Origin of the sequence: Pantoea deleyi (assembly GCF_022647325.1) — a bacterium.
Taxonomy (GTDB): domain Bacteria; phylum Pseudomonadota; class Gammaproteobacteria; order Enterobacterales; family Enterobacteriaceae; genus Pantoea; species Pantoea deleyi.
This window is the reverse complement of record NZ_CP071405.1, coordinates 3,528,124-3,554,258: the sequence shown is the minus strand read 5'-3', so window position 1 is coordinate 3,554,258 and position 26,135 is coordinate 3,528,124. Positions and strand designations below refer to the sequence as shown.

Here is a 26,135-nt window from a genome sequence, read left to right as displayed (position 1 = left end):
CCTGTTTAAAAGCGCGCCGATGATAGCACGCTCCTCCGTTAACACGATGCGCCGCTACAGCAGCAATCCGCCGAAGAGAAAGCCCGCCAGCACCGTCAGCGCAATGGCGATCACGCCCGGAATAATAAAGGCATGGTTAAAGACAAACTTGCCAATCCGGGTGGAGCCGGTGTCATCCATCTCCACCGCAGCCAGCAGGGTCGGGTAGGTGGGCAGGACAAACAGCGCCGACACCGCAGCGAAAGAGGCAATCGCCGTCAGCGGGCTGACGCCCAGCAGCAGGGCGGCGGGCATTAACGCTTTGGTGGTGGCGGCCTGCGAGTAGAGCAGCATGGAGGCAAAAAACAGAATCAGCGCCAGCATCCACGGGTAGGTTTTCAGCGTGTCGCCAGCCAGGGTCTGAATATCAGTCAGATGCGCTTTTACAAAGGTATCGCCCAGCCAGGCGACGCCCATCACGCAGATACAGGCGCTCATGCCGGATTTAAAGGTGCTGGCACTGAGAATTTCGCTGGTGTCGAGTCGGCAGGTCAGGCTGATCAGCGTGGCGATGGTCAGCATAAACACCACGATAGCCTCATTGCGCGGCAGGGGCGGATTGACGATCAGGCCGACGCTGGCGCTGGTCGCGGTGGCATAGAGCACCACGGCTACAATGCCCGTCAGGAACAGCAGCACCGATCGCTTCGCGCCCGGCTTTGCCTGGTAGCGGGTGGCGCCGCGCAGGGTGGTTTCCCCTTTGGCAAGCCGGGCCTGATAGACCTCATCATCTTTTAACTCTTTGCCGAGGAAGTTTGTCACCAGCGCCGCCAGGAACAGGCCCACCATCGTGGCAGGGATGGTGATCGCCAGCAGGGTAATGTAGCTGACGCCGCGCGGTTCCAGCAGCGTCGCGAAGAAGACCACCGCCGCCGAGATCGGCGAGGCGGTAATGGCAATCTGCGACGCCACGACCGCAATCGACAGCGGCCGGGAGGGGCGCACCCCCTGCTCTTTTGCCACTTCGGCAATCACCGGCAGTGTCGAAAATGCGGTGTGTCCGGTGCCGGCCAGCAGCGTCATCAGGTAGGTCACCAGCGGAGCCAGCAGGGTGACGTGACGCGGATGGCGACGCAGCAGGCGTTCCGCCAGGCTCACCAGATAATCCATCCCGCCCGCCACCTGCATGGCCGCTATCGCCGCGATCACCGCCATGATGATTTCGATGACATCAAAAGGGATGGCGCCGGGTGCCATGCCAAAGCCCAGCGTCAGGATCAGCACGCCCATTCCCCCTGCGAATCCGATCCCGATACCGCCCAGACGGGCACCCAACCAGATCGCCATCAGGACGATCAGCAGCTCAACCACAAACATGACTTACTCCTGGAAATTAAACCGGTCATTGCTGAGGCGCTGTGTATCAAAAAAAAAGGCACACCGTGTTGATCGCGGTGTGCCTTTTGTTAATCAGCGCAGGTCAGACCTTACTGCTCGTTTTCATCGGTATAACGTTTCGCTTTGTAGACCGGATACATCAGGTTCTGCACCGAGAAGATATCGTCCAGCTCGCTTTCCGTCAGCAGGCCGCGCTCCAGCACCACCTCGCGCACGCTTTTGCCGGTTTCGGCACAGATTTTCCCGACGATGTCGCCGTTGTGATGGCCGATGTAGGGATTAAGGTATGTCACGATGCCAATGGAGTTGAAGACGTAGGCTTCGCACACTGCACGGTTCGCGGTGATGCCGTTGACGCACTTCTCCAGCAGGTTATAGCAGGCGTTGGTCAGGATGCTGATCGACTCAAACAGCGCCTGGCCAATCACCGGCTCCATGACGTTCAGCTGCAGCTGACCGGCTTCAGAGGCCATCGTAACCGTGATGTCGTTGCCGATTACCTTAAAGCAGACCTGGTTCACTACCTCCGGCACCACCGGGTTGACCTTGGCGGGCATGATGGAAGAGCCAGCCTGCAGTTCTGGCAGGTTGATTTCGTTCAGGCCCGCGCGCGGACCGGAAGAGAGCAGGCGCAGGTCGTTGCAGATCTTGGAGAGCTTCACCGCCAGGCGTTTCAGCGATGAGTGAACCATCACATAGGCGCCGCAGTCGGAGGTCGCTTCGATCAGATCTTCCGCAGGCACCACCGGCAGGTTACTCACTTCCGCCAGACGCTGAACCGCAAGGTGCTGATAGCCGTCCGGTGTATTGAGGCGGGTGCCGATAGCGGTCGCGCCCAGGTTCACTTCCAGCAGCAGTTCGGCGGTGCGCAGAATGCTTTTCGTCTCTTCGTTCAGCAGCACGCTGAAGGCGTGAAACTCCTGGCCGAGCGTCATCGGCACGGCATCCTGCAGCTGGGTACGGCCCATTTTCAGGATGGTCTGGAACTCATCGGCCTTGTGCTGGAACCCTTCAGAGAGCTGGCTGATGCCATCCAGCAGTTTCAGCAGTGAGCTGTAAACCGCGATGCGGAAACCGGTCGGGTAGGCATCGTTGGTGGACTGGCATTTGTTGACGTGATCGTTGGGATTGAGGTACTGATATTCCCCTTTCTGGTGGCCCATCAGCTCCAGGCCGATGTTCGCCAGCACCTCATTGGTGTTCATGTTGACCGAGGTTCCCGCACCGCCCTGATAGACATCCACGGGGAACTGGTCCATACAGCGGCCGTTGTTCAGCACTTCATCGCAGGCCTTAATGATGGTATCGGCAATGTTGCGCGGGATGGTCTGCAGCTCTTTGTTGGCCATCGCGGCCGCTTTTTTCACCATCACCATACCGCGGACAAACTCAGGTATGTCGCTGATTTTGCTGTTGCTGATATAAAAATTCTCAATCGCACGCAGAGTATGAACGCCATAATAGGCATCCGCCGGAACTTCGCGCATACCTAACAGGTCTTCTTCGATACGAATGTTGTTCGCCATGATAACCTTCTTGTTGTTGCCGCTAACCATCACAAAGGATGTGTTTATTTTGTCGTGGTGTACCCGTGCCGACATATTATCCGTCTTCACAGGGGCGTGTGCGATCATATTCTGATGCCAGTGAAAATCATGCATGCAGATCACTTAATGCTGCAGCCTGGTTAACGATATGTGAAGTGGGTTACAAAATTAACCCCGCAGGATAAATTTGACAGAATCGGTTGAAAATGTCGGCGCGGGTGCCCATCTCTTTTCTTATCATCTATGGGATGAACGCTTTCTGCTGACCGGCACGCTGCCGTTCAGCCCCTAAATACAGGAGAGTTCGGTGCGCTGGATACCGTTAGTCGTCTTTTTTGTTCTGGCCTGGATTGAGATTTCCCTCTTCATTCAGGTGGCACACGTCATGGGCGTGCTGCTGACCATGCTGCTGGTGATCTTCACCTCCTGCATCGGGGTTTCGCTGGTGAAAAATCAGGGCATGAAAAACTTTATGCTGATGCAGGAGAAGCTGGCGCGTAACGAAAGCCCGGCCACGGAGATGATCAAAAGCGTGTCGCTGATTATCGCCGGTTTCCTGCTGCTGCTGCCGGGCTTCTTTACTGACCTGCTCGGCCTGCTGCTGCTGCTGCCGCCGGTTCAGAAGCATCTGACGCTGAAGCTGATGCCGCATCTGCGCGTCTGGCGCGGGCCGGGTGCCGGTCCGGACAGCGGTTACACCGTGGATGGTGAGTTTGAGCGTAAAAACAGCGATCGCCTTGAGCACCACGACGATCGTCATGACCGTTAATGGCCATCCCGGCCTCTGAAAAGCGCAACCTCCGGGTTGCGTTTTTATTTGCCCCGCCACCTGTCTGAAAAATCATCAGTTGTCCCGTCCGGGTAAAAAATTTGTTGTCCGCCCCCTTGAAAGTGGGTGGGGGTGTCCCTATCTCTCAGGTCACGAGGCCGGAAGCCATGCAGCCCGGTGTTCAACCCCAAAACTGAATGATTGGACTTCTCAAAGGAGAGCTATCAAATGAAAATTCGTCCATTGCACGATCGCGTTATCGTCAAGCGTAAAGAAGTTGAAGCTAAATCTGCTGGCGGCATCGTGCTGACCGGTTCCGCAGCTGGTAAATCCACCCGTGGTGAAGTACTGGCTGTCGGCAACGGCCGCATCCTTGAGAGTGGCGACGTTAAGCCGCTGGACGTGAAGGTTGGCGATGTTGTGATCTTCAACGAAGGTTACGGCGCGAAAACCGAGAAAATCGATAACGAAGAGGTGCTGATCATCTCTGAGAGCGACATTCTGGCGGTTGTTGAAGCGTAATTTTTTCGCGTAATTCACTGAACGAAACGAATTTAAGGGATATTTAAAATGGCAGCTAAAGACGTAAAATTCGGTAATGACGCACGCGTAAAAATGCTGCGTGGCGTGAACGTACTGGCAGATGCAGTAAAAGTTACCCTGGGCCCGAAAGGCCGTAATGTGGTTCTGGATAAATCTTTTGGTGCACCGACCATCACTAAAGATGGTGTTTCAGTCGCACGTGAAATCGAGCTGGAAGACAAGTTCGAGAACATGGGCGCGCAGATGGTTAAAGAAGTGGCCTCTAAAGCGAATGACGCAGCAGGCGACGGTACCACCACTGCAACTGTCCTGGCACAATCTATCATCACCGAAGGCCTGAAAGCGGTTGCAGCGGGCATGAACCCGATGGACCTGAAGCGCGGTATCGACCAGGCCGTTGTGTCTGCAGTTGAAAAACTGAAAGCGCTGTCTGTGCCATGCTCAGACTCTAAAGCGATCGCGCAGGTCGGGACTATCTCTGCTAACTCCGATGAAACCGTGGGCCAGCTGATTGCTCAGGCGATGGAGAAAGTGGGTAAAGAAGGCGTGATCACCGTTGAAGAAGGCACCGGCCTGCAGGACGAGCTGGATGTGGTTGAAGGTATGCAGTTCGATCGCGGCTACCTGTCACCGTACTTCATCAACAAGCCAGAAACCGGCGCCGTTGAACTGGAATCGCCGTTCATCCTGCTGGCTGACAAGAAAATCTCTAACATCCGCGAAATGCTGCCAGTGCTGGAAGCCGTTGCGAAAGCAGGCAAACCACTGCTGATCATCGCTGAAGATGTTGAAGGCGAAGCGCTGGCGACGCTGGTGGTCAACACCATGCGCGGCATCGTTAAAGTGGCTGCGGTTAAAGCACCAGGCTTCGGCGACCGTCGTAAAGCCATGCTGCAGGATATCGCTATCCTGACCGGCGGTACCGTGATCTCTGAAGAGATCGGTATGGAGCTGGAAAAAGCCGCGCTGGAAGATCTGGGCCAGGCAAAACGCGTGGTTATCAACAAAGACACCACCACCATCATCGACGGTGTGGGTGAAGAGGCGACAATCCAGGGCCGTGTGACCCAGATTCGTCAGCAGATCGAAGAAGCCACCTCTGATTACGACAAAGAAAAACTGCAGGAGCGCGTAGCGAAACTGGCAGGCGGCGTGGCCGTTCTGAAAGTAGGCGCAGCGACTGAAGTTGAAATGAAAGAGAAGAAAGCCCGCGTTGAAGATGCGCTGCACGCAACCCGTGCTGCCGTCGAAGAAGGCGTGGTTGCGGGTGGTGGTGTGGCGCTGGTTCGCGTTGCCGCTCAGCTGTCTGAACTGCGTGGTCAGAACGAAGATCAGAACGTGGGTATCAAAGTTGCGCTGCGCGCAATGGAAGCACCACTGCGTCAGATCGTCTCTAACGCCGGTGAAGAGCCATCTGTTGTGGCTAACAACGTGAAAGCGGGCGACGGTAACTACGGTTACAACGCGCAGACTGAAGAGTACGGCAACATGATCGACTTCGGTATCCTGGACCCAACCAAAGTGACCCGTTCTGCACTGCAGTACGCGGCCTCTGTTGCCGGTCTGATGATCACCACCGAATGTATGGTCACTGACCTGCCAAAAAGCGATGCACCTGATTTAGGCGCAGGCGCTGGCGGCATGGGTGGCATGGGCGGTATGGGCGGCATGATGTAATCGCCGTTGACGCCTTAGTCAGCTCAGAACCCCCGACCGGAAACGGTCGGGGGTTTTTTTTCGTCTGTTACTTACCCCCGTCACTTACCGAAACCACCCATTTATGTTCTGCATCATGGTCTGAAGCCGCCGGGATGGCATAACGTTGCCCTGAGGTGACTGACACCTCCCTCTGGAACGGACAAATCAAAGACAAAGGGAAACTGAAAAATGAACGATAAATGGACGTTTTACAAAGACGAAGCCGGTAAGTGGCGCTGGAGAAGAACTGCCTCTAACGGCAATATTACCGGCGCATCCAGCCAGGGCTATGTCAACAAGGCTGACTGCATCGACAATGCACGACGTAATGGCTACACGGGCTGATCGCCTGGTCTGATAATCCCGCCCCCGGTCGGAAACGGTCGGGGGTTTTTCTTTTGGGCAGGAAAATAGTATAAGTAGTGGCGCAATCGTTCGTCTTTTCTCTTGATATCTCCCGCTGTCTGCACGCTGGCTGTTGCCGCCTCACCGGATGACCTGCTGCGGTAAGTTCATCGGCACGCGCAAACCTGCCAGCCTGAGCACAGTATGAAATATTAAGGTGATATAACGGGATTAAGGCAATGAATGTTCAGAAAAAAACGATCTTTTTCTGCTACGCTGCCACCCGACTCTGATGATAATAAATGGGGATTACAATGCGGATTAACCTCTTGCCCGGCCTGATCGCTGGCGCGGTATTGCTGGCGGGCTGCAGCAGCTCTACGCAACTCTCTTCAGCCGGACAGCGCGTGACCTTTACCGATCAGCAGCCTGCCAGCACCTGTCAGCTTCTGGGTAACATCACCGGCTCACAGAGCAACTGGCTGAGCGGTGCGGGCGGCGAAACCAGCGCACTGCGCGGTGCGGCCAATGACCTGCGTAACCGCGCAGCGGAAATGGGCGGCAACGTAATTTATGGTGCGACCAGCCCGACGCAGAATCTGCTGTCCGCGTTTGCGCCACTCGACAGCAAAATGAGCGGTCAGGTCTATAAGTGCCCGTAATCTGAAAACGGACATCCTGCCCCGTCCCATCGGCCAGCCAGTTGCTGGCCGTTTTTATTCCTGACGCAGCTGCAAATCCAGCGGCGTTTTGCTGGGCTCGCCGCCAATCTCACGCGCCAGTTTCGGCACCAGATAGCCGGAAACCTGTGACAGGAGTGTCCGCACCAGCTGGCGAGCCTCATCATCGGAGACAAAGAAGTGCGCGGCGCCCTGAACCTTATCCAGTACGTGCAGATAGTAGGGCAGAATGCCGGCATCAAATAAGGCGTTGCTGAGCGTGGCCAGCGTCTGCGCATTATCGTTGATGCCGCGCAGCAGCACGCTCTGATTCAGCAGCGTCACACCGGCCCGCTTCAGGCTGCGCATCGCCGCACGCAACGCCTCATCGATTTCCTGCGCATGGTTGATGTGCGTCACCATCACAACCTGAAGACGCGTCCCGGCCAGCATCTGACAGAGCGGGTCGGTGATGCGCGCCGGTATCACCACCGGCAGACGGCTGTGGATACGCAGGCGCTTCAGGTGTGGGATCTGCTCCAGCGCGGCGATCAGCCAGGCCAGCTCATGATCTTTCGCCATCAGCGGATCGCCGCCGGAAAAGATGATCTCATCCAGCTCAGGATGCGCAGCAATATAGTCCAGCGCCGCCTGCCAGCTACGCTTATTGCCGGGGTTATCCTGATAGGGGAAGTGGCGGCGGAAGCAGTAGCGGCAGTTGACGGCGCAGCCGCCTTTTACCAGTAGCAGAGCCCGGTTTCGGTATTTATGTAGCAGTCCAGGCACAACGTTGCTTTGTTCATCGAGCGGATCGGTGCTATAACCGGGCGCATCGATGAATTCCTGGCGACGGGTTAACACCTGAAGCAGCAGCGGGTCGTGCGCATCGCCCTTTTTCATCCGGCGGATGAAGGCATGCGGAACACGCAGGGCGAAAAGACGTCGCGCATCCGCACCTTCAGCCAGCTCTGTGTGCTGATCGAGGGCTAAAATTCGCAGTAATTCATCAGGTTCGGTGACAACATCCGCAAGTTGCTGCAACCAATCTTCTCTGGAAGGTGTTTTTAGGGTTACAATGTGTGCCATTTTTTTGGCTTAGTACCAGTGTCAATTTTCGTAGAGGGCCTTCATGGCGACTTATTCTAGCAACGATTTCCGTCCCGGTCTTAAAATCATGTTCGAAGGCGAGCCTTATGCCATCGAATCCAGTGAGTTCGTTAAACCGGGTAAAGGCCAGGCATTTGCGCGTGTTAAAATGCGTCGCCTGCTGACGGGTTCTCGCGTTGAGAAAACCTTTAAATCTACCGACTCCGCCGAAGGCGCAGACGTGGTCGATACCAACCTGAACTACCTGTATAACGACGGTGAGTTCTACCACTTCATGCACCCGGAAAGCTTTGAGCAGTTCCCGGTTGAAGAGAAGACCGTGAGCGATGCAGCAAAATGGCTGCAGGACAATGCGGAGTGTATCGTTACGCTGTGGAACGGTCGTCCGATCGCCGTTCAGCCACCGAACTTTATCGAAGCTGAAGTCGTTGAAACCGATCCAGGCCTGAAAGGCGATACCGCAGGCACCGGCGGCAAGCCCGCTAAACTCTCTACCGGCGCGGTCGTGAAAGTGCCACTGTTCGTACAAGAGGGCGAAGTGGTGAAAGTTGACACCCGCTCTGGCGAATACGTGTCACGCGTAAAATAAGTTTCGCAGGCGCATCTTCGGGTGCGCCTTTTTCTTGTCTGAGAGAAAAAAATGTTCAAGCTGGCAAAATTAATCGCGTTCGCGTTGCTGGTCTCCTCTGCATTAAGTGCCTGCAACACATTCCACGGTTTTGGCGAAGATGTCTCCCACCTGGGCGGTGCCATTTCGCGCGCGGCAAAATGACCTTAACGGATTGTCCTTTTTAGCGTTCTGACGGCAGCAACCGGCGGAAATCCGGCTATGCTTAAAACGCTGTACTTTACATCCATCAAAAAGGACATTGTCATGTTAAAGAAAAGTATCGCCGCAATCTTCTCTGTACTGGTGCTCTCTTCTCTGCTGACGGCGTGTAATACCACGCGTGGCGTCGGTGAAGATGTCGAAGCGGGTGGCCAGGCCATTCAGAACAGCACGAAATAACCTGTTATTCCAACCGGTACGAAAGGCTTTTCGTACCGGCTTGTCAGCCCGCTCACTGTTTCTGTTTTACCCAGATCAACTCATCAACCGGGAAACCATCCCGACGCGCCTGTTCTACCAGCTTCTCTTTTACGCCCGGTTCCAGCTGTGGTGTGCGTGACAGTATCCAGAGATAGTGACGATTCGGGCCACACACCATTGCATAGCGGTAGTCGGGATCGAGGGCGATGACGTTATAGCCACCGTAGAAGGGACCAAAGAAAGAGACTTTCAGCGAGGCGCGCTGTGGCTCACCGGTAAAGTACGCTTTGCCGACGCTCTCCTGCCAGCGCTGCTTTTTGACGTTATACCCGCGATTGATCACTTTCAGGCCGCCATCCTCGCGCGGGCTGTAGTTTGCCGTGACCTGTTCCAGGCCGCGCTCAAAGGGGTGATTGAGGCGGGCAATCTCATACCACTGACCGAGGTACCGCTGGCTGTCAAAGTTTTCCACGACCGTAACGTTTTTGGGTGGTGTGGTGCTACAGGCGACTGAGAGAAAAGCACTCAGGCTGGCAACAACTGTTTTCCATGGAGACATAGCAGGATTCCTTTGTGATTTAACCGCTTAAGTATAGAAGCCGAAACGCGGTTTTTGGCGGCGCAGGCGCGAGATTGTTTGCCGCAGACATTGCAGGTAGACTGCCTCCCCTCATTTGCATCAGGAGTCATCACCATGAGCGAAACGGCAAGCTGGCAACCAAGCGCATCCATCGCCAATTTGTTAAAACGCGCCGCTATTTTAGCAGAAGTGCGTCGTTTCTTTGCCGATCGCGGCGTGCTGGAAGTGGACACGCCGGCGATGAGCCAGGCCACCATCACCGATATCCATCTGGTACCTTTCCAGACGCGATTTGTCGGGCCTGGCGCAGCGCAGGGGCGCGATCTCTGGCTGATGACCAGCCCGGAATACCACATGAAACGGCTGCTGGCGGCGGGCAGTGGCCCGATCTACCAGATGGGGCGCAGCTTCCGTAATGAAGAGGCGGGACGTCACCACAATCCGGAATTCACCATGCTGGAGTGGTATCGGCCGCACTACGACATGTACCGTCTGATGAATGAAGTCGACGACCTGATGCAGCAGGTGCTGGAGTGCGACAGCGCAGAGTCGCTCTCCTATCAGCAGGCGTTTATCCGCCATCTGGAACTGGATCCTCTCTCGGCGGATAAAGCGCAGCTGCGTGAAGCAGCAGAGAAGCTGGGCGAAGGTGAGCTGGCGCGTACAGAAGAGGATCGCGATACGCTGCTGATGCTGCTGTTTATGCTGGGCGTCGAACCGAAGATTGGTCAGGATAAGCCGTGCTTTGTGTACCATTTCCCGGCCAGCCAGGCCGCTCTGGCCGAGATCAGCACCGAGGATCACCGCGTGGCCGAGCGCTTTGAGGTCTATTACAAGGGCATCGAGCTGGCCAACGGTTTCCGTGAGCTGACCGACAGCCGTGAACAGCGGCAGCGCTTTGAGCAGGATAACCGTCGCCGTGCGGCGCGGGGTCTGCCCGTCCATCCTATCGATACCTATCTGCTGGATGCGCTGGCCCACGGCATGCCTGCCTGTTCCGGCGTGGCGCTGGGCATTGACCGCCTGATTATGCTGGCGCTGAAGGCGGAGTCATTGAGTGAGGTGATCGCGTTTCCGGTGGATCGCTGCTAATCAGTTATCTGCAAACGATGACGGATGACGGGGGAAGGGATGGCCCGGCTGAAGAGCCAGGGTGGCGAGGCCGATCGCCAGGGATGGCGGCTTTCTTTGCGATCGGCCGGGCCATCCCTGACCTTGCACGGATGTTCAGCTAGCTGCTGCTGTCCGGAAACTCCTGAATGGTCACCGGCAGCGTCAGCTTCTGGTCGTTGCGCAGCACCTGCACATCAATCACCGACCCCGGACGAATCTCCGCGACCTGATCCATCGTCTCCTGCGCGGAGATGGCCGGTTTGCCATTCACGCTGAGCAGAACATCATTGGTCTGAATTCCGGCTTTGTCCGCAGGCCCGTCAGGGGTGATCCCACTGACGATAATCCCCTGAACCCGATCCAGATTGCTGCCCTGTCCATGCAGGGGCGGAAGTTCGCGTCCGGTAATGCCGATATAGCCACGGATCACCCGGCCATCGCGAATCAGCTTATCCATGATTTTCGAAGCCAGCACGGTAGGAATGGCGAACCCGATCCCTTCCGGCGTTTCGCCGTCGTTGCTTTTATCGAAGGTCAGGGTATTGATGCCCATCAGCTCGCCAAGCGAGTTAATCAGCGCACCGCCGGAGTTACCCTGATTGATCGACGCATCCGTCTGCAGGAAATTCTGCCGGCCAGAGGAGCTTAATCCCACCCGGCCCGTCGCACTGATAATGCCCTGCGTCACTGTCTGACCGAGGTTGTAAGGGTTGCCAATCGCCATCACCACATCCCCGATATGCGCCTGACGGTTTGGATTGATTGGAATCACGGGCAGGCCGGAAGCGGTGATCTTCAGCACCGCCAGATCGGTCATGCCATCGGAACCGACCAGCGTTGCCTCAAAGAAACGGCCATCCTGCAGCGCGACGATAATCTGATCGGCATTATTAATGACGTGCTTATTGGTGAGGATGTAGCCTTTTGCATTCATGATTACCCCGGAACCCAGGGTCGTGATGCCACGGTTGTTGTTGCCGTGGGCGCTGCGATTGTACACGTTGACCACGGCGGGCACGGCGCGGCGCACCCCCTGATTGAAGCTAAAGGGTGTTTCGTCGGTGATGTTTTCGTGGTTATAGAGGGCGTCGCTGCCCATACGCAGTGCAGGCAGTGCTGCGAGTAAGATACCCGCCACAATCAGGCCCAGCACCACGGAACGCAAAAGTTTAAGAAACATGGTGTTAAATCACGCCAGGGGAGATCGCAGGGGAGAATAGCATGAGAGCGGCGGACACACACGCGCTTGTGTCCGCCGTAATGCGAGGTTTATCTCAACAACAGATAGATACTTTCATCGCCGCGCACCACATTCAGTGCCAGAACCGGTGGTTTGCCTTCCAGAATTTTGCGCATTTCAGCAATCGTCTGCACCCGGTTGCGGTTAACGCCGATGATCACGTCATCCTTCTGCAGGCCAACCTGCTCAGCTGGCGTGCCTTTTTCGATGGTATCGACCTTCACGCCTTTATCGCCGGTTTTGGTCTGTCCATCACTCAGCGTGGCACCCTGAAGGGCCGGTGACATCAGCTGTGCGCTGGCGGTGGTCTGCGCGCTCTGCTCCAGCGTTACGGTCACGGTTAAAGGTTTGCCTTCACGCAGCAGGCCGAGTTTCACCTGTTCGCCTGGCGGCGTGGTGCCCACTTTTACGCGCAGCTCCGCAAAGCTGGTGATCGGCTTATCGTTGATCGAGGTAATGATATCGCCAGACTTCACGCCCGCTTTCTGTGCGGCCGACTGCGGTAACACTTCCGAGACGAACGCGCCGCGCTGTGCATCGACGTTGAACGCTTTGGCCATGTCCGCCGTCATTTCTGTGCCTTTGATGCCCAGCTGACCGCGCTTCACTTCACCAAATTTGATCAGCTGCTGCGCGAGGTTCATCGCCATATCGCTCGGAATCGCAAAGCCGATACCGATGTTACCGCCGCTGGAGGCGAGAATAGCCGTGTTGATGCCGATCAGTTCGCCGTTGAGGTTCACCAGCGCACCGCCTGAGTTACCGCGGTTAATCGCCGCATCGGTCTGGATAAAGTTTTCCAGCCCTTCCAGGTTGAGGCCGCTGCGACCCAGCGCCGAGATAATCCCGGAGGTCGCCGTCTGACCCAGGCCAAACGGGTTGCCGATCGCCACCGCGAAATCGCCGACTTTCAGCTGGTCAGAGTCCGCGACTTTAACCTGCGTAAGGTTTTTCGCGCCCTGAATCTGGATCAGCGCGATGTCGGTCTGCTCGTCATGGCCGATCAGTTTGGCTTCATATTCACTGCCGTCGCCCAGCTGGACGTTGATCTTGTCTGCGCCATTCACCACATGGTTGTTGGTCAGCACATAGCCTTTGGCGGCATCAATGATCACGCCAGAACCCAGCCCCTCAAAAGGCTGCGGCTGGCTGTTTCCGCCAGGCATCTGACCGAAAAAGCGTTTCAGCGGCTCAGGGATATCCTGCGCCTGCGCACCGGTATCGGTGCCTTCGACGTGAACACTGACCACGGCAGGCAACACTTTTTCCAGCATCGGTGCCAGGCTTGGCAGCGGCTGATCCGCGACCTGTGACGGCAGCGTGGCCATCGCGGCCGGCGCGGCGGCAAGGCTCATCCCGATACTCAAGGCTAATGCGCTAAACAGGCGTGTTTGTTTTTTCATTGCTACAACGCTCTCGCTGCAAAATGTGGGAGGAAGTAATGAGTGTGACAGTCGTTTGTGATCAGGGTTCGCAAAAACAGCGGGCGCAGACGGGCTGCGCCCAAAAAGATTAGTCGCGGGCAGGACGTTCGCCGCGCAGCAGGCCGGATGCGCCTTCAGAATAGTCGCGTGGCATCTGCACCGGGGCCTGATCGTTGTCCGCTTCGGCCTCAGTGAGCTGATAGGCAAACGGATTTTTCTGGCCAGGCAGATTCGGCAGCAGGTCATTTGAGCCTTTTGCCATGTGCTGATAAAGCTGACGATAGTCGCGCGCCATGTTATCCAGCAGCTCTGCGCTCTGCGCAAAGTGGTTGGTCAGCTCTTCGCGATAGTCAGCCAGCTCCGCTTTCGATTTTTCCAGCTCGTACTGCATGCTGCGCTGCTCGCGCAGCTTTCTGTTGCCAAAACGCATGGCGACTGCGCCGACAATAATACCTACCACTAAACCAATTAGCCCGTATTCCCAGGTCATAATGACTCCCGTGTTATTTCCATTGTTCCGTAGGGCGTTGCACCATTTCAATAATAGTCACTATACCCGTTAATCTTATGGTTGTGGAACTCCGGAGCAGCATGGCTTAGTGTAGAACGGCCTTTTTTTCAGCAACCGTGGTATGAATCAGACACCATACAGGGACTTTGAAACAACAATGCAAACCTCAACTCCGCTTGCACGCTATGAGCAGGCGCTGTCGCAGGGCGAATTCAGGCCCGATGACGTACAACGCGAAGCCATTACCCGTTTAGACGCGCTGCAGCAGGCGCTGGTCGCCCGACAGCACTCTGTCGCGCCAGCCGCTTCCGGCCTGCTGGGTCGTCTGTCAAAATTGATCGGCAAAGAGAAAAACGAGACGCCAGAGCCGGTGCGTGGGCTTTACATGTGGGGCGGTGTTGGCCGCGGAAAAACCTGGGTCATGGATCTCTTTTTTCAGTCTATTCCTGGCGATCGCAAACTGCGCCTGCACTTCCACCGCTTTATGCTGCGGGTGCATGAAGAGCTGACGCAGTTGCAGGGGCAGAGTGACCCGCTGCTGATCATCGCGGACAGGTTCAGAGCCGAAACGGACATCCTCTGTTTCGATGAGTTTTTTGTCTCAGATATCACCGATGCAATGCTGCTCGGCACGCTGATGGAGGCCCTGTTCGCGCGCGGCATCGCTCTGGTCGCCACCTCGAATATCCCGCCTGACGATCTCTACCGCAATGGCCTGCAGCGTGCGCGCTTCCTGCCGGCGATTGAACAGATCAAACGGCACTGCGATGTGATGAATGTCGATGCCGGCATCGACTACCGGCTGCGCACGCTGACCTCCGCGCATCTCTGGAACTATCCGCTGAACAGCGAAACCCACGCCGAAATGACGCGGATGTTTAACGCGCTGTCCGGCAGTGAGCCGGAGGCGGCGCCGGTGCTGGAAATCAATCACCGCCAGATGCCAACCCTGGGCGTCAGCGACGGCGTGCTGGCGATTAAATTTACGACCCTGTGCGGGGAAGGGCGCAGCCAGCATGACTACATCGCGCTGTCGCGCCGTTTTCACAGCGTGCTGCTCTATGATGTCCCGGTGATGATTTACAAAACCGAGGATCAGGCGCGCCGTTTCCTGGCGCTGGTCGATGAGTTCTATGAGCGCCATGTGAAGCTGGTCGTGGCGGCGGAGACCTCCCTGAGCGAGATCTATCAGGGCACGCGGCTGAAGTTTGAGTACCAGCGCTGCCTGTCCCGGCTTCAGGAGATGCAGAGCGAAGAGTATCTGCGTTTACCGCACCTGCCGTAAGAATAATCGGGATAAATACCGAAATAGGGTTCGATTTTTGTAATCGACTTCTCTATAATCTTGCGACCCCACGTTACAGCAAAGGATTTTTTTCCCAAATCCTCTGTGTTCCAGTAACTCTATCCGAAGGGGTGGCTTGCTGGTCAAAATGGTCGTGTGAGCCTCATTCGTTTACTTAAGCGTTTGGGATTTCACCAACGTGTAACTTAATTTGGGTAAGCTTTTCGATGAAAACTTTTACAGCTAAACCAGAAACCGTCCAACGTGACTGGTTTGTAGTTGACGCAACAGGCAAAACTTTGGGTCGCCTGGCGACTGAACTGGCGCGCCGTCTGCGTGGTAAGCATAAAGCGGAATACACTCCGCATGTTGATACCGGTGATTACATCATCGTCCTGAACGCAGACAAAGTTGCTGTTACCGGCAACAAGCGTACTGACAAGATCTACTATCACCACACCGGCCACATCGGTGGTATCAAACAGGCGACCTTTGAAGAGATGATTGCTCGCCGTCCTGAGCGTGTGATTGAGATCGCGGTTAAAGGCATGCTGCCGAAGGGCCCGCTGGGTCGTGCTATGTACCGTAAACTGAAAGTTTACGCAGGCAACGAGCACAACCATGCGGCACAGCAACCGCAAGTTCTTGACATTTAATCGGGATTAAAGGCAATGGCTGAAACTCAAAACTACGGCACTGGTCGCCGCAAAAGCTCTACCGCTCGCGTATTCATTAAGCCGGGTAGCGGTAACATCGTAATTAACCAACGTTCTCTGGAACAGTACTTCGGTCGCGAAACTGCCCGCATGGTAGTTCGTCAGCCGCTTGAGCTGCTGGACCTGGTTGGTAAATTCGATCTGTATGTCACTGTTAAAGGTGGCGGTATTTCTGGTCAGGCTGGTGCGATCCGTCACGGTATCACCCGCGCTCTGATGGAATACGACGAATCACTGCGTGGCGAGCTGCGTAAAGCTGGCTTCGTAACGCGTGACGCGCGTCAGGTTGAACGTAAGAAAGTCGGCCTGCGTAAAGCACGTCGTCGTCCTCAGTTCTCCAAGCGTTAATTGTTTGCAGCTCCGGCTGCATCAGTTGGCACAAAAAACCCGCTTCGGCGGGTTTTTTATTTTCTGTTCTCTGCCGCAGTCCCGGCAAAAACCGTAACCCCACGCTCAATTTACCTGCAAAGATTCATTCCACGCCCACAAGCAGCCTAAAATCTGGTAAACTCTGTGTCACTTTGCGCCCGCAGGCCGGTGCGTTATGCGCCTGCCCACTGTCGGGGCGTCAGTATCTGTGGCGCAGCTCACCAGGTTGCGTGCGAGTTCAATGGGCAAGTGAGTCGCCGTGTGGTTGGCTATTCGCAGTATCTTTTTGTGAACAAACTTGGAGGTTTTCATGGCTGTCGCTGCCAACAAACGTTCGGTAATGACGCTGTTTTCTGGTCCTACTGACATTTTCAGCCATCAGGTTCGTATCGTCCTGGCGGAAAAGGGTGTCAGCGTAGAGATCGAGCAGGTCGAAATGGATAACCTGCCGCAGGATCTGATTGACCTCAATCCGTATCGCACGGTACCGACGCTGGTAGATCGTGAGCTGACGCTGTATGAATCACGCATCATCATGGAATATCTGGACGAGCGCTTCCCGCATCCACCGCTGATGCCGGTTTACCCGGTTGCCCGTGGTGACAGCCGCCTGATGATGCACCGCATCGAGCAGGACTGGTACAGCCTGATGCGTAAAGTTGAGAACAGCAGCGGTCAGGAAGCGGAAGCTGCACGCAAGCAACTGCGTGAAGAGCTGCTGGCCATCGCCCCTCTGTTTGGTCGTACGCCTTACTTCATGAGCGAAGAGTTCAGCCTGGTGGATTGCTACCTGGCTCCGCTGTTATGGCGTCTGCCTTCTATGGGCATCGATCTGATCGGCTCTGGTTCAAAAGAGCTGAAAGGTTACATGAACCGCGTATTTGAGCGTGACTCTTTCCTCGCTTCATTGACTGAAGCTGAACGTGAAATGCGCCTGCAAGCCCGGGCTTAACGTATGGAAATGTCGCAACTTACTGCACGTCGTCCCTATCTGCTGCGCGCCTTCTATGACTGGCTGCTCGACAACCAGCTGACGCCGCATCTGGTAGTCGACATCAATCTGCCGGGTGTGCAGGTGCCGCTGGAGTATGCGCGTGATGGGCAGATCGTTCTGAACATCGCGCCACGCGCCGTAGGCAACCTCGATCTGGCCAACGACCAGGTGTCATTTAACGCCCGCTTCGGCGGCGTACCGCGCCAGGTGAATGTGCCGATGGCGGCGATTCTGGCTATCTATGCGCGTGAAAACGGCGCCGGAACGATGTTCGAACCGGAACCGGCTTACGAGCTGGGTACGCAGGAGACGTCAGAAGGGCAGGAAGAGACCATGATGTCCGTGATTGATGGCGATCGTCCTGACGATGCCGGTGATGATGAGACACCGCCTGATAACGATCCGCCGCCGCGTGGTGGACGCCCTTCACTGCGCGTCGTGAAATAGTCATCTTCCCATCGTGAATACCCGCTGACCGGCGGGTATTTTTTTGCCTGCGAGCCATAAAAAAATCCGGCTGCCTGCGCAAGCCGGATTTTCTCAGCTGACCGCCGCGATCAATAGACGTCGCGCAGGTAGCGTTTTTCTTTTTTCAGTTGGTCGACATAGTCCGCTGCGCGCTCGGTAGAGAGCCCGCCAAACTGCCGGACCACTTCATACAGCGCGTTATCCACATCCTTCGCCATGCGTGAGGCATCGCCACAGACGTAGAAGTAAGCCCCTTCCTGCAGCCAGGCGTAAAGCTCGGCACCCTGCTCAAGCATCCGGCTCTGCACGTAGATCTTCTTCTCCTGATCGCGTGAGAACGCCAGATCCAGGCGGGTCAGCAGACCGCTGTCGCGCCAGGCCAGTAACTCATCCTGATAGATAAAGTCATGTTCCTGATGCTGATCGCCGAAGAACAGCCAGTTTTTGCCCTGTGCGCCGGTGGCCTGGCGCTCCTGCAGGAAGGCGCGGAAGGGCGCGATGCCGGTGCCCGGTCCCACCATGATCAGCGGCGCGCTGTTGTTAGCCGGTACGCGGAACGCTTTGTTAGGTGAGATAAAGATGGCGGGCTTCTCGCCGCGACGCACGCGCTCGGCCAGATAGGTCGAGCAGACGCCACCGCGATTACGGCCACCGCTGTGATAACGCACGGAAGCCACGGTCAGGTGAACCTGATCAGGATGCGCTTTCGAGCTGGAGGAGATCGAGTAGGCGCGGTGCTGCAGCGGACGCAGCAGGGCCACAAACTCAGGCACCGCCAGCGTGCGTGTCAGCTCAAGCTGCAGCAGATCGAGGGTATCTTTGCCCCACAGCCAGACGCCCAGCGCATCTTTATCATCATGCTGCAACACATGACGCAGCTCCTGGTTGGTGGTGTTCTGACCGACCCATTCGATTAACTTGCGCGACGGCTCGGAGATCTCGAACTGATAGGTCAGCAGGTCACCCAGGCTGCGGTCAAAGCCCGGCACCGGCGTCTGGTAGTCAGCGTTAAGCTGCGTCAGCAGCAGGCTGACCAGCGACGGCTCGTTGACCGGGATGACACCCAGCGCATCGCCCGCTTCATATTTCAGGCCGCTGCCAGCGAGGTCAAACTCGAAATGACGGATATCCTTGGCCGACTGCTCACCTGACAGGCGCTTATTGGTGATCAGCGCCGCGGCATACGGATTCGATTTGTTGCTGCCCGGGATCACCGGCGCTTCCGGCGCGCTTTCCAGCACGGTGCCGCTGCTGCCCGCGCTGGCGGCGAACTGTGGCATGGAGCTGTTCAGCCACTCGCTGGAAGGCTCTTCGTAGTCGATGTCGCAGTCGATACGATCGACCACGCGTTTCGCGCCCAGCTGCTCCAGGCGCATATCGATAAATTTACCCGCCTGGCAGAAGCCGTCGTAGCCGGTGTCACCAATCGCCAGTACGGCGAAGTGCATCTGCTCCAGACGCGGCGCGGTACTGGCCGAGATCGCATCCCAGAACAGCTGCGCGTTGTCCGGCATTTCGCCTTCGCCATAGGTCGAGGTGACGATCAGCACATGGCGCATCGTGGCGAACACGTCGAGATCGACATCGCCCAGCGCCTGAACCACCGGCACCAGACCTTTCGCGCGGGCAGATTTCGCTGCGGTCTGCGCCAGCGCTTCGGCGTTACCGGTCTGGGAACCGTAAAGGATATGCAGCTGCGTGGTGGCGGCAGCGCCCGTTCCGGCGGCAGGTTGCTGTTTGTCTTCTAACACCAGCAGTCGGGAGTGAAGACCGGCAAGAAAGCCAGCCAGCCAGTACTTCTGATCGCCGTTGAAAGGGGCATCTTCTGGAATATAAGGAATTTTCATGGGTACTTTTACTCAATCCCGTTCTCGCCCGTCATCAGTGGCGTTGTCCGGTGTGAAAGCGGTTCCGCTGTCCCGCGCCGCAGCGTCTGCGGCAGGGGAGAGCGGTTCTGCTTCTGTCCGGTACAACGATTAACCCGGGCAATGATCATTAATAATATTCAGTTCCGCCTGATCCCGGTCAGGGTCAGGAGAGTTTACCCACTGCCGCTGCGATTTCCGGCAGTGCCGCACGTGCAAACAGCTCTTCAAAGTCAGGCAGGTGGCCCAGCACTTCCCGGTTACAGGCATCCTGATACATGATCCAGCCATAGGTCGCCAGGCTGTCCATGGAGCGGATGTTACGCTGCGTCAGGGCGGCTTTGTAATCTGACATACGCTTGGTGCCAATCAGGCTGGCCAGTTCATCATCGTTGTAGCTTTCGATGGCGGAACGGGCATGACGCTGCAGCTTGCTGACCAGCGCAAAGTCTTCGGTCATCAGCAGATTACGCACGGCTTTTTCGACCGCCGGATCTTCGACCGGTGTGCCTTTCGGCAGTTTCGCCAGGGCCAGCTGCTGGGCAAAGCTCAGCACGGTGTAGTTATTCAGCAGGACGAACATCTCCAGCGTATCGGTCGCGCCATAGGCCGGAACGGCGCCGTTAGCGATGGTTTTACCCTGACGCCATGCTGCCTTGAACTTCGCAACCTGATGACCCGCCAGCGCCGTCGACAGCTCTTCGAGCAGATCTTTGCGGCTTTTGGCTTTCAGGATCTCGCCGCCATCCTGGTAGAGCAGCAGCGAACGCGGCATCACATACACAAAGTGGTGACACTCGGTTTCCCAGTTTTCCAGCAGCCAGGCGGCGCGTGGCGACCGGGTAGCGGCCAGATGCCAGTTCAGCATGGTCAGCACCGCCTGCTTATGCACCTGCGCCATCTCGTCCTGATCGGCAATCGAGCCGAACTGCACGGAATCCCCGGCTGCATGGCTGGCCAGCGTGCCGTAGGGATCGTACTGGTAGGCGAAGCCACCGCTCATGCCGTTACCAAAGCCTTTACCAAAGGTTCCCAGGTTGAGGATGGCACCGTTGGTCATATATTCGCAGCAGAAGTCACCGACGCCTTCCACCACCGCCGTCGCGCCAGAGTTACGCACCGCGAAACGGTCACCCGCCTGGCCCTGGACGAACAGACGCCCGCCGGTGGCGCCGAACAGCGCAAAGTTACCGATCAGCACGTTGCCATCGCTATCCTGCGCGCCGCCGCCAGGCGACATCACGATAAGCTCACCGCCACACTGGCCTTTGCCGACACCGTCGTTACAGGTGCCGTAATGGGTCAGCTGCATACCGTCGTTGCAGAAAGCGCCAAATGACTGACCGGCGGATCCGGTGGTGGCGATTTTCACGCTTTCAGGAGCCAGATAGCGGCGACCGCGATCGTCGGTCAGAACGGCAGGCATCGCCCGTAACTGCTCCGCCGTCAGCTGATGGTTCAGCATGCGTTCGATATCGATCGCCAGCTGGCCGCCAACGCTTTTGTTACGGTTATTCAGGACGATGTTGTCACCCAGGGTGACAGCAGGATTCCCCTGATCCACCAGCGACAGCTTCAGCTGCTCAACCCAGCCATCATCCAGCTCAAAATCTTTTTCCAGATAGACAGGCTTGTCGATTTTCAGCTCCGGCACCACGGTGAGCATGGCGCGTAAATCGAGTTTGCCCACTTCCAGCGGGTGATCCATCAGGTGCAGCAGGTCGGCGCGGCCGCGTGCTTCACGCAGAGAGCGCAGGCCCATACGCGCCAGGATCTCACGCACCTCGTGCGCCACGTTGAGGAAATATTGCGCCAGCTGACGTGGATCGCCATCAAAGGCTTCGGCATTGGTGGTTAACCCGGCCGGACACTTCACGTTGCAGTTCTTCGCCATCACGCATTTCAGCATCATCAGCGCGGTGGTACCAAATTCAAAACTGTCACCGCCCAGCAGCGCCGATTTCACCACGTCGCTGCCGGTCTGTTGCGCGCCCGAGCAGCGCAGCAGCACTTTCTCGCGCAGGCCGTTTGCACAGAGCGCCTGGTGGACCTCGGCGATGCCGATCTCCGCCACACGTCCGGTATATTTCAGGCTGGTCACCGACGCTGCGCCGGTGCCGCCGGTGTTACCCGCGACGTTAATCACGTCAGCGCCCGCTTTCGCCACGCCGACCGCGATGGTGCCGATCCCTTCCGACGAAACCAGCTTAACGATCACGCGTACCCGCGCGGCTTTGCAGTCGTGGATCAGCTGCGCCAGATCTTCGATGGAATAGGTATCGTGATGCGGCGGAGGCGAGACCAGCTCGACCCCAGGTGTACCGCCACGCGCCGCCGCAATCTCGACGGTGACTTTGGCGGCCGGCAACTGACCACCTTCGCCGGGCTTCGCGCCCTGGCCGATTTTAATCTCCAGCTCTTCCAGCATCGGATCGGCCAGATAAGCGGCCCAGACGCCGAAGCGGCCCGACGCCAGCTGCTTGATGCGTGAGGCGCGGATGGTGCCGTGACGCGAATAGTGTTCGCCACCTTCACCACAGTTACTCATGCCACCAACCATGTTGGTGCCGTGTGCCACCGCTTCATGCGCCGGTGCGACCAGCGCGCCGTGGCTCATGGCCCCGGAAGCAAAGGTGCGGGTAATTTCACAGGCTGGCTGTACTTCGCTCAGCGGCAGTGAGGGCAGGGTGGTGAAAATACGGGACAGGTAATCTGCCGCTTTGCCATACGCGGTGACCTTCAGACCGCCGCTGACCACCTCGCTGCTCTCGATGTCGTCGCCGAAGCGCGATTTCAGGGCGCGGGAGAGATTCTGCAGGCGTTCGCTTTCAGGTTTCAGCCCCTCAATGGCATCGGTCAGACGCAGCATAAAGTGGTTCAGGCTGCCATCTTCCGCCTCGCACACCATGCCACGAATGGCAAAGCCGTTGTTGGTCAGGGAGTAGCGGCCCAGCTTGCGGCGGAACTCTGCTTCGCTGTCGATATGGGTCAGATCCGCCGGGAAGGTCAGAATGTCGCGCAGCGCCGCCGGGCGACGTTTACGCTCTTCATACATCAGGCTTGAGAACTGACGGTAATCGGCCGTAATGGCAAAATTATTGATGACCTCATCCGGAATGCGCTCGAAGCTGCTGTCTTTAAACGTCTCTGGCTTGATGCCAAAGGCGTTATCGAGCCGGGCCAGCGTCATCAGACGGATGAAGTTATCCTCTTCGCGGGCTTTGTCGGCAAAGCGAATCGGCTCTTCGGTCATGTCGATAAAGGTCCGCACGGCGATGGTGCCGTAAGAGTGACCGGCCCCCTCTGCGCGCTCTTTAAACAGGCCCAGCAGCGGCACGTCAGATTCACCCTCAATCCTGAGCGCGCTCTGATGCCAGTCAACCGCCATCTGGGCGATGGTGGCGAAGCCTGCGCCGCCCACCGGCGTTTTAATGTTCGGGAAATACTTTTTCAGCACCGGATCGTCGGTGTTGAGGAAGTTAGGCTCGAAGAATTCACCACAGCTGTAGCTCTCCACGGTGCAGAGACCCACTTTGCCCATGGTTTTCATCAGCGCTTTTTCGGCGGCTTTGGCATAGCGCTTAAAGGCTTTGTTGCCCTCTTCGCCTTCACCATATTTCTCCTCTGCGCGCATCTGAACGCCCAGCGGATAGATTGCAGAGGCACCGAAGCCCAGGGTCGCGGCGATGTGGTGCGAGGAGATGCTCTGGCCGCTTTCTACTACCAGCGAGACATCCAGACGCAGCCCTTCCTGCACCAGACGCTGGTTGATGGCAGAAACCACCAGCAGCATCGGGATCGCGGCGTGCTTCGAGGAGATGTGGCGATCGGTCAGTACGGCGATGCCGCCCTGAGATCGGGCAAAATCCACCACCTGCTGTGCCAGGTCGTCGATCGCTTTTTCCAGCGCGTTGGCGTTCGCCGTCATGCTCAGCAGATCTTTGCCGACCACCGGCTCATAAAGCATCTCAAAACGGGCATAAGGCGCAATGGTCTGCTCGCGTAAGCGCAGCATATCCAGATGGCTGAGGATCGGGGTAGGCACCACGATCTGACGGCCTTTGCTGCGACCCAGATGCGGTTTTGCGCCCAGCGCGACCCGCAGCGTCATGCCATCTGCTTCACGGATGGAGTCGAGCGGCGGGTTAGTTACCTGTGCAAAGCGCTGAGAGAAGTAGTGCGCCATGCCGCCTTCGTGATCGGATAAGCCGTTGATGGCGTTGCCGTAACCCATCGCAGAGATCTTCTCTGCGCCGGTGTTCAGCATCGGGTCCATCATGAACTTGAAGCTTTCCTGGTTGTAGTAGTAGGCAACAAAACGCTGATAGGTTTTCAGATCGCCACGATAGCGCAGCGGTGAACCCTGCTGCTCCGCCGGGATCTCGGGCAGGTCATCCAGTCCGACGCGGGCTTCACGCAGCAGCGCCAGATAATCTTTTTCCGCAGCCAGTTTTTCCAGCGCCTGCAGCGTGGTGTAGCTGCGTTTTTCACGATGATCGAAATAGAGCATCCCACCCGCTTCGATACGGCCACGGCGCAGCACGCTTTCCGGTGGGAAGGCGATCTGGCCCGCTTCCGACATCGCACCGATATAGTCCGCGGTTTCGACGGAACGCAGAGGACGCAGGCCAAGGCGGTCGAGACGCGCACCGATCACTTCGCCGTTGCCGAAGATTAACGCGGCAGGGCCGTCGTTCTTCTCTTCGTACAGGGAGAAATACTCCAGCATGGCGCGGACTTCGGGCGACAGCTCGGTGTCGTTCTCCCAGGCGGGCGGCATCATGGAGACCACGGCGGTGATCAGGTCGAGGTTGTCCTCCATCAGGCGGCTGTGGATGCTCTGATCCAGCCGTGAGCTGTCGGACTGACCTTTCGGCCGCACGATTTTCTTGCCACGGGCCAGCGCCAGCGCGGCTTCCGCGATGCGGTTTTTACGATCCGTGTTCAGCTCACCGTTGTGCGCCATCAGACGGAACGGCTGCGCCATCGTGGTATGAGGATCGGTGTTGGTTGAGAAGCGGGTATGGAAAAACAGCCCACGCACCTGATGATCGGGATCGGTCAGATCTTTGAAGTAGGGGATCACTTCATTGGAGTTCAGGCGGGCCTTAAACACCTGCGTACGCGAGGAGAGCGACAGCGGATAGAGTCCGCCAAATTCGCTGTCGGTAAACGCACGGGCTTCAATCGTTAACAGGGCGCGATAGATGCGTTGTTCGAAGTCGTTCTGATCGACCACGTCCTGCGGGGCAGTGAAAATCCACTGCAGAATCGGTAACTGGAACTGCACGGCGGCCGGGCGCGTTACGCTGCTGTCCAGCGGCATATCACGCTTCATGATGATCGGCAGGCCAAAGCTGCTCAGTGTCTCATCCACCAGGCGCTCGGCGTTTGCCCGCAGCTCTGCATCTTTCGGCACAAAGAAGTTGCCGACGCCAAAGCGACCCGCTTCCAGCGGCTCGCCGGTAATCTTGCGGAAGAAATGCAGCGACAGGTCGACGTTGACCCCCGCGCCGTCACCCACGCCTTCTGCTGACATCCCGCCGCGGTGGGGCACCGTACACAGGGCGCTGTGCGCCATCTGCAGAATCTCGTGGGTCTGCTCGCCGTCCTTACGCGTAATGAAACCTACACCACAGCTGTCACTGCCTGCTGTCGGATCATACAAGCCATAGGATTGAGGTTTTTTAGTGGACATTGAGGGTCTCCTTAAACTGCTTTGACATTACCTGCACTGTTTCAGGGTCTGAGCGCTACCAGGGCGCAGCTTTACTTTTCTCGCCATGATCTGTCGAGCACGCGTCATAGCCCTGAGCATTTCTCTCCAGACATCGGTAAAACGTCTTTTATTGAGCTGCTCTGATTTCCGGTCTCGTAAAGGAGATGACTTAAACCACGCGGGAGTCTTCTTGTTGCATAGATATGCCGAGACAATGACCCGTCTGGAAAGCTTTCAGCGGATTTCCAACTTATCGGGAAAGCGTAATCAGGTCAAATAGGGCGGTCAGGCGGGCTAATCAGAGGTTTTATGGGTTTAAGTTGATGAATATTATGCGTTTTATGGTTTAAAATGTGCCACTCTGGCACCCGGCGATCGGCCGAGAAATGTGAACTGACTCACTGTAGGGCAGGCGTCAGATCTCTGCACAATGCTGGTGAGAGTGGGATAAACAGCATTAAATGCTGTTCAGCACAGATGATACATAGCATGTATCTGTTTTTCTTATGTCCGCCTTTTTGAATGAAACCACGACGGGTTATAAGAAAAATTAATCAGCATAGGTATGCTTAAAACATCACTAAAGATGAATGAGTATTCATATAAACGGGATGGACCTGCGCAACAGAACGTTGCCAGGATATTGAAAAAAGGCCGTACAGAGAAATCTGAGATTCGCTGGCGGCCTTACAGATTATGCATTTGGCACAATCAGTCAAGGGTTTTAACCGTTTTGTCCTTAACGTCGCCGAACGGCCGCGCGGATGCACCATAAT

Annotated in this window: 23 protein-coding genes; 14 read left to right on the top strand and 9 right to left on the bottom strand. The window is 56.8% G+C overall.

The window, feature by feature from the left end:
• Positions 1 to 54: 54 nt before the first annotated feature.
• Entirely contained in the window at positions 55 to 1,356 is a 1,302-nt protein-coding gene (locus J1C59_RS16700) for an anaerobic C4-dicarboxylate transporter (protein ID WP_140916834.1), read from the bottom strand.
• Positions 1,357 to 1,466: 110 nt separating this feature from the next.
• Entirely contained in the window at positions 1,467 to 2,903 is a 1,437-nt protein-coding gene (gene aspA / locus J1C59_RS16695; RefSeq protein WP_128083966.1) for an aspartate ammonia-lyase, read from the bottom strand.
• A 328-nt stretch (positions 2,904 to 3,231) separates the two neighbouring features.
• Between aspA and J1C59_RS16690 the strand changes: the two genes are divergently transcribed.
• The 5 genes from J1C59_RS16690 to J1C59_RS16670 all read left to right on the top strand — a co-directional run bounded on the left by J1C59_RS16690 (position 3,232) and on the right by J1C59_RS16670 (position 6,941).
• The gene (locus J1C59_RS16690) at positions 3,232 to 3,693 is read left to right on the top strand and encodes an FxsA family protein (RefSeq protein WP_140916835.1); all 462 of its coding nucleotides are present in this window, start codon (positions 3,232 to 3,234) and stop codon (positions 3,691 to 3,693) included.
• A gap of 228 nt (positions 3,694 to 3,921) precedes the next feature.
• The gene (locus tag J1C59_RS16685; protein ID WP_003848316.1) at positions 3,922 to 4,215 is read left to right on the top strand and encodes a co-chaperone GroES; all 294 of its coding nucleotides are present in this window, start codon (positions 3,922 to 3,924) and stop codon (positions 4,213 to 4,215) included.
• Between the two features lie 48 nt (positions 4,216 to 4,263).
• Positions 4,264 to 5,913 carry a chaperonin GroEL gene (gene groL / locus J1C59_RS16680; RefSeq protein ID WP_128083967.1) on the top strand — a complete coding sequence of 550 codons (1,650 nt, stop codon included), beginning with the start codon at positions 4,264 to 4,266 and terminating at the stop codon, positions 5,911 to 5,913.
• Positions 5,914 to 6,123: 210 nt separating this feature from the next.
• Positions 6,124 to 6,279: a YegP family protein gene (locus J1C59_RS16675; protein ID WP_128083968.1), complete on the top strand. Its 156-nt coding sequence runs from the start codon at positions 6,124 to 6,126 to the stop codon at positions 6,277 to 6,279.
• A 314-nt stretch (positions 6,280 to 6,593) separates the two neighbouring features.
• Complete coding sequence (locus tag J1C59_RS16670; protein WP_128083969.1) at positions 6,594 to 6,941, top strand: DUF4156 domain-containing protein; 348 nt, start codon at positions 6,594 to 6,596, stop codon at positions 6,939 to 6,941.
• Positions 6,942 to 6,995: 54 nt separating this feature from the next.
• Here J1C59_RS16670 and epmB read toward each other — a convergent pair whose 3' ends face one another.
• On the bottom strand, positions 6,996 to 8,024 hold the full coding sequence (epmB, locus tag J1C59_RS16665; RefSeq protein ID WP_128083970.1) for an EF-P beta-lysylation protein EpmB: 1,029 nt from the start codon (positions 8,022 to 8,024) through the stop codon (positions 6,996 to 6,998).
• Between the two features lie 43 nt (positions 8,025 to 8,067).
• On the opposite strand from epmB, the gene efp reads away from it, so the two are divergent.
• The 3 genes from efp (at position 8,068) to J1C59_RS16650 (ending at position 9,054) form a co-directional block, all read left to right on the top strand.
• Positions 8,068 to 8,634, top strand: a complete 567-nt coding sequence (gene efp, locus J1C59_RS16660; RefSeq protein ID WP_111142263.1) for an elongation factor P — start codon at positions 8,068 to 8,070, stop codon at positions 8,632 to 8,634.
• A 51-nt stretch (positions 8,635 to 8,685) separates the two neighbouring features.
• Complete coding sequence (locus tag J1C59_RS16655) at positions 8,686 to 8,817, top strand: entericidin A/B family lipoprotein (RefSeq protein WP_111142262.1); 132 nt, start codon at positions 8,686 to 8,688, stop codon at positions 8,815 to 8,817.
• A gap of 102 nt (positions 8,818 to 8,919) precedes the next feature.
• Positions 8,920 to 9,054 carry an entericidin A/B family lipoprotein gene (locus J1C59_RS16650; RefSeq protein WP_003848302.1) on the top strand — a complete coding sequence of 45 codons (135 nt, stop codon included), beginning with the start codon at positions 8,920 to 8,922 and terminating at the stop codon, positions 9,052 to 9,054.
• Between the two features lie 52 nt (positions 9,055 to 9,106).
• Here J1C59_RS16650 and J1C59_RS16645 read toward each other — a convergent pair whose 3' ends face one another.
• On the bottom strand, positions 9,107 to 9,634 hold the full coding sequence (locus J1C59_RS16645; protein WP_128083971.1) for a lipocalin family protein: 528 nt from the start codon (positions 9,632 to 9,634) through the stop codon (positions 9,107 to 9,109).
• Between the two features lie 135 nt (positions 9,635 to 9,769).
• Here J1C59_RS16645 and epmA point away from each other — a divergent pair, with 135 nt between their 5' ends.
• A complete protein-coding gene (epmA, locus tag J1C59_RS16640) occupies positions 9,770 to 10,747 on the top strand; it encodes an elongation factor P--(R)-beta-lysine ligase (RefSeq protein ID WP_128083972.1) in 978 nt (325 codons plus the stop codon).
• 139 nt (positions 10,748 to 10,886) lie between these two features.
• On the opposite strand, the gene degS is transcribed toward epmA, so the two are convergent.
• The 3 genes from degS to zapG all read right to left on the bottom strand — a co-directional run bounded on the left by degS (position 10,887) and on the right by zapG (position 13,922).
• Positions 10,887 to 11,948 carry an outer membrane-stress sensor serine endopeptidase DegS gene (gene degS / locus J1C59_RS16635; RefSeq protein ID WP_128083973.1) on the bottom strand — a complete coding sequence of 354 codons (1,062 nt, stop codon included), beginning with the start codon at positions 11,946 to 11,948 and terminating at the stop codon, positions 10,887 to 10,889.
• An 89-nt stretch (positions 11,949 to 12,037) separates the two neighbouring features.
• Complete coding sequence (degQ, locus tag J1C59_RS16630) at positions 12,038 to 13,411, bottom strand: serine endoprotease DegQ (RefSeq protein ID WP_128083974.1); 1,374 nt, start codon at positions 13,409 to 13,411, stop codon at positions 12,038 to 12,040.
• Positions 13,412 to 13,520: 109 nt separating this feature from the next.
• Positions 13,521 to 13,922 carry a Z-ring associated protein ZapG gene (zapG, locus tag J1C59_RS16625; RefSeq protein WP_128083975.1) on the bottom strand — a complete coding sequence of 134 codons (402 nt, stop codon included), beginning with the start codon at positions 13,920 to 13,922 and terminating at the stop codon, positions 13,521 to 13,523.
• A 178-nt stretch (positions 13,923 to 14,100) separates the two neighbouring features.
• Here zapG and zapE point away from each other — a divergent pair, with 178 nt between their 5' ends.
• From zapE to sspB, 5 genes are all read left to right on the top strand, one after another.
• Complete coding sequence (zapE, locus tag J1C59_RS16620) at positions 14,101 to 15,228, top strand: cell division protein ZapE (protein WP_140916836.1); 1,128 nt, start codon at positions 14,101 to 14,103, stop codon at positions 15,226 to 15,228.
• A 227-nt stretch (positions 15,229 to 15,455) separates the two neighbouring features.
• The gene (gene rplM, locus J1C59_RS16615) at positions 15,456 to 15,884 is read left to right on the top strand and encodes a 50S ribosomal protein L13 (protein WP_111142167.1); all 429 of its coding nucleotides are present in this window, start codon (positions 15,456 to 15,458) and stop codon (positions 15,882 to 15,884) included.
• 15 nt (positions 15,885 to 15,899) lie between these two features.
• Positions 15,900 to 16,292 (top strand): 30S ribosomal protein S9, encoded by a 393-nt coding sequence (gene rpsI / locus J1C59_RS16610; RefSeq protein WP_008925401.1) that lies wholly within the window; start codon positions 15,900 to 15,902, stop codon positions 16,290 to 16,292.
• Positions 16,293 to 16,623: 331 nt separating this feature from the next.
• Positions 16,624 to 17,265, top strand: coding sequence for a stringent starvation protein SspA (sspA, locus tag J1C59_RS16605; RefSeq protein WP_009092481.1), 642 nt, complete (start codon positions 16,624 to 16,626; stop codon positions 17,263 to 17,265).
• Positions 17,266 to 17,268: 3 nt separating this feature from the next.
• Positions 17,269 to 17,754 (top strand): ClpXP protease specificity-enhancing factor, encoded by a 486-nt coding sequence (gene sspB / locus J1C59_RS16600; RefSeq protein ID WP_128083976.1) that lies wholly within the window; start codon positions 17,269 to 17,271, stop codon positions 17,752 to 17,754.
• Positions 17,755 to 17,864: 110 nt separating this feature from the next.
• On the opposite strand, the gene J1C59_RS16595 is transcribed toward sspB, so the two are convergent.
• Positions 17,865 to 19,622, bottom strand: a complete 1,758-nt coding sequence (locus J1C59_RS16595; protein WP_128083977.1) for a sulfite reductase subunit alpha — start codon at positions 19,620 to 19,622, stop codon at positions 17,865 to 17,867.
• 184 nt (positions 19,623 to 19,806) lie between these two features.
• On the bottom strand, positions 19,807 to 25,338 hold the full coding sequence (locus tag J1C59_RS16590; RefSeq protein ID WP_128083978.1) for a glutamate synthase-related protein: 5,532 nt from the start codon (positions 25,336 to 25,338) through the stop codon (positions 19,807 to 19,809).
• Positions 25,339 to 26,135: the final 797 nt, after the last annotated feature.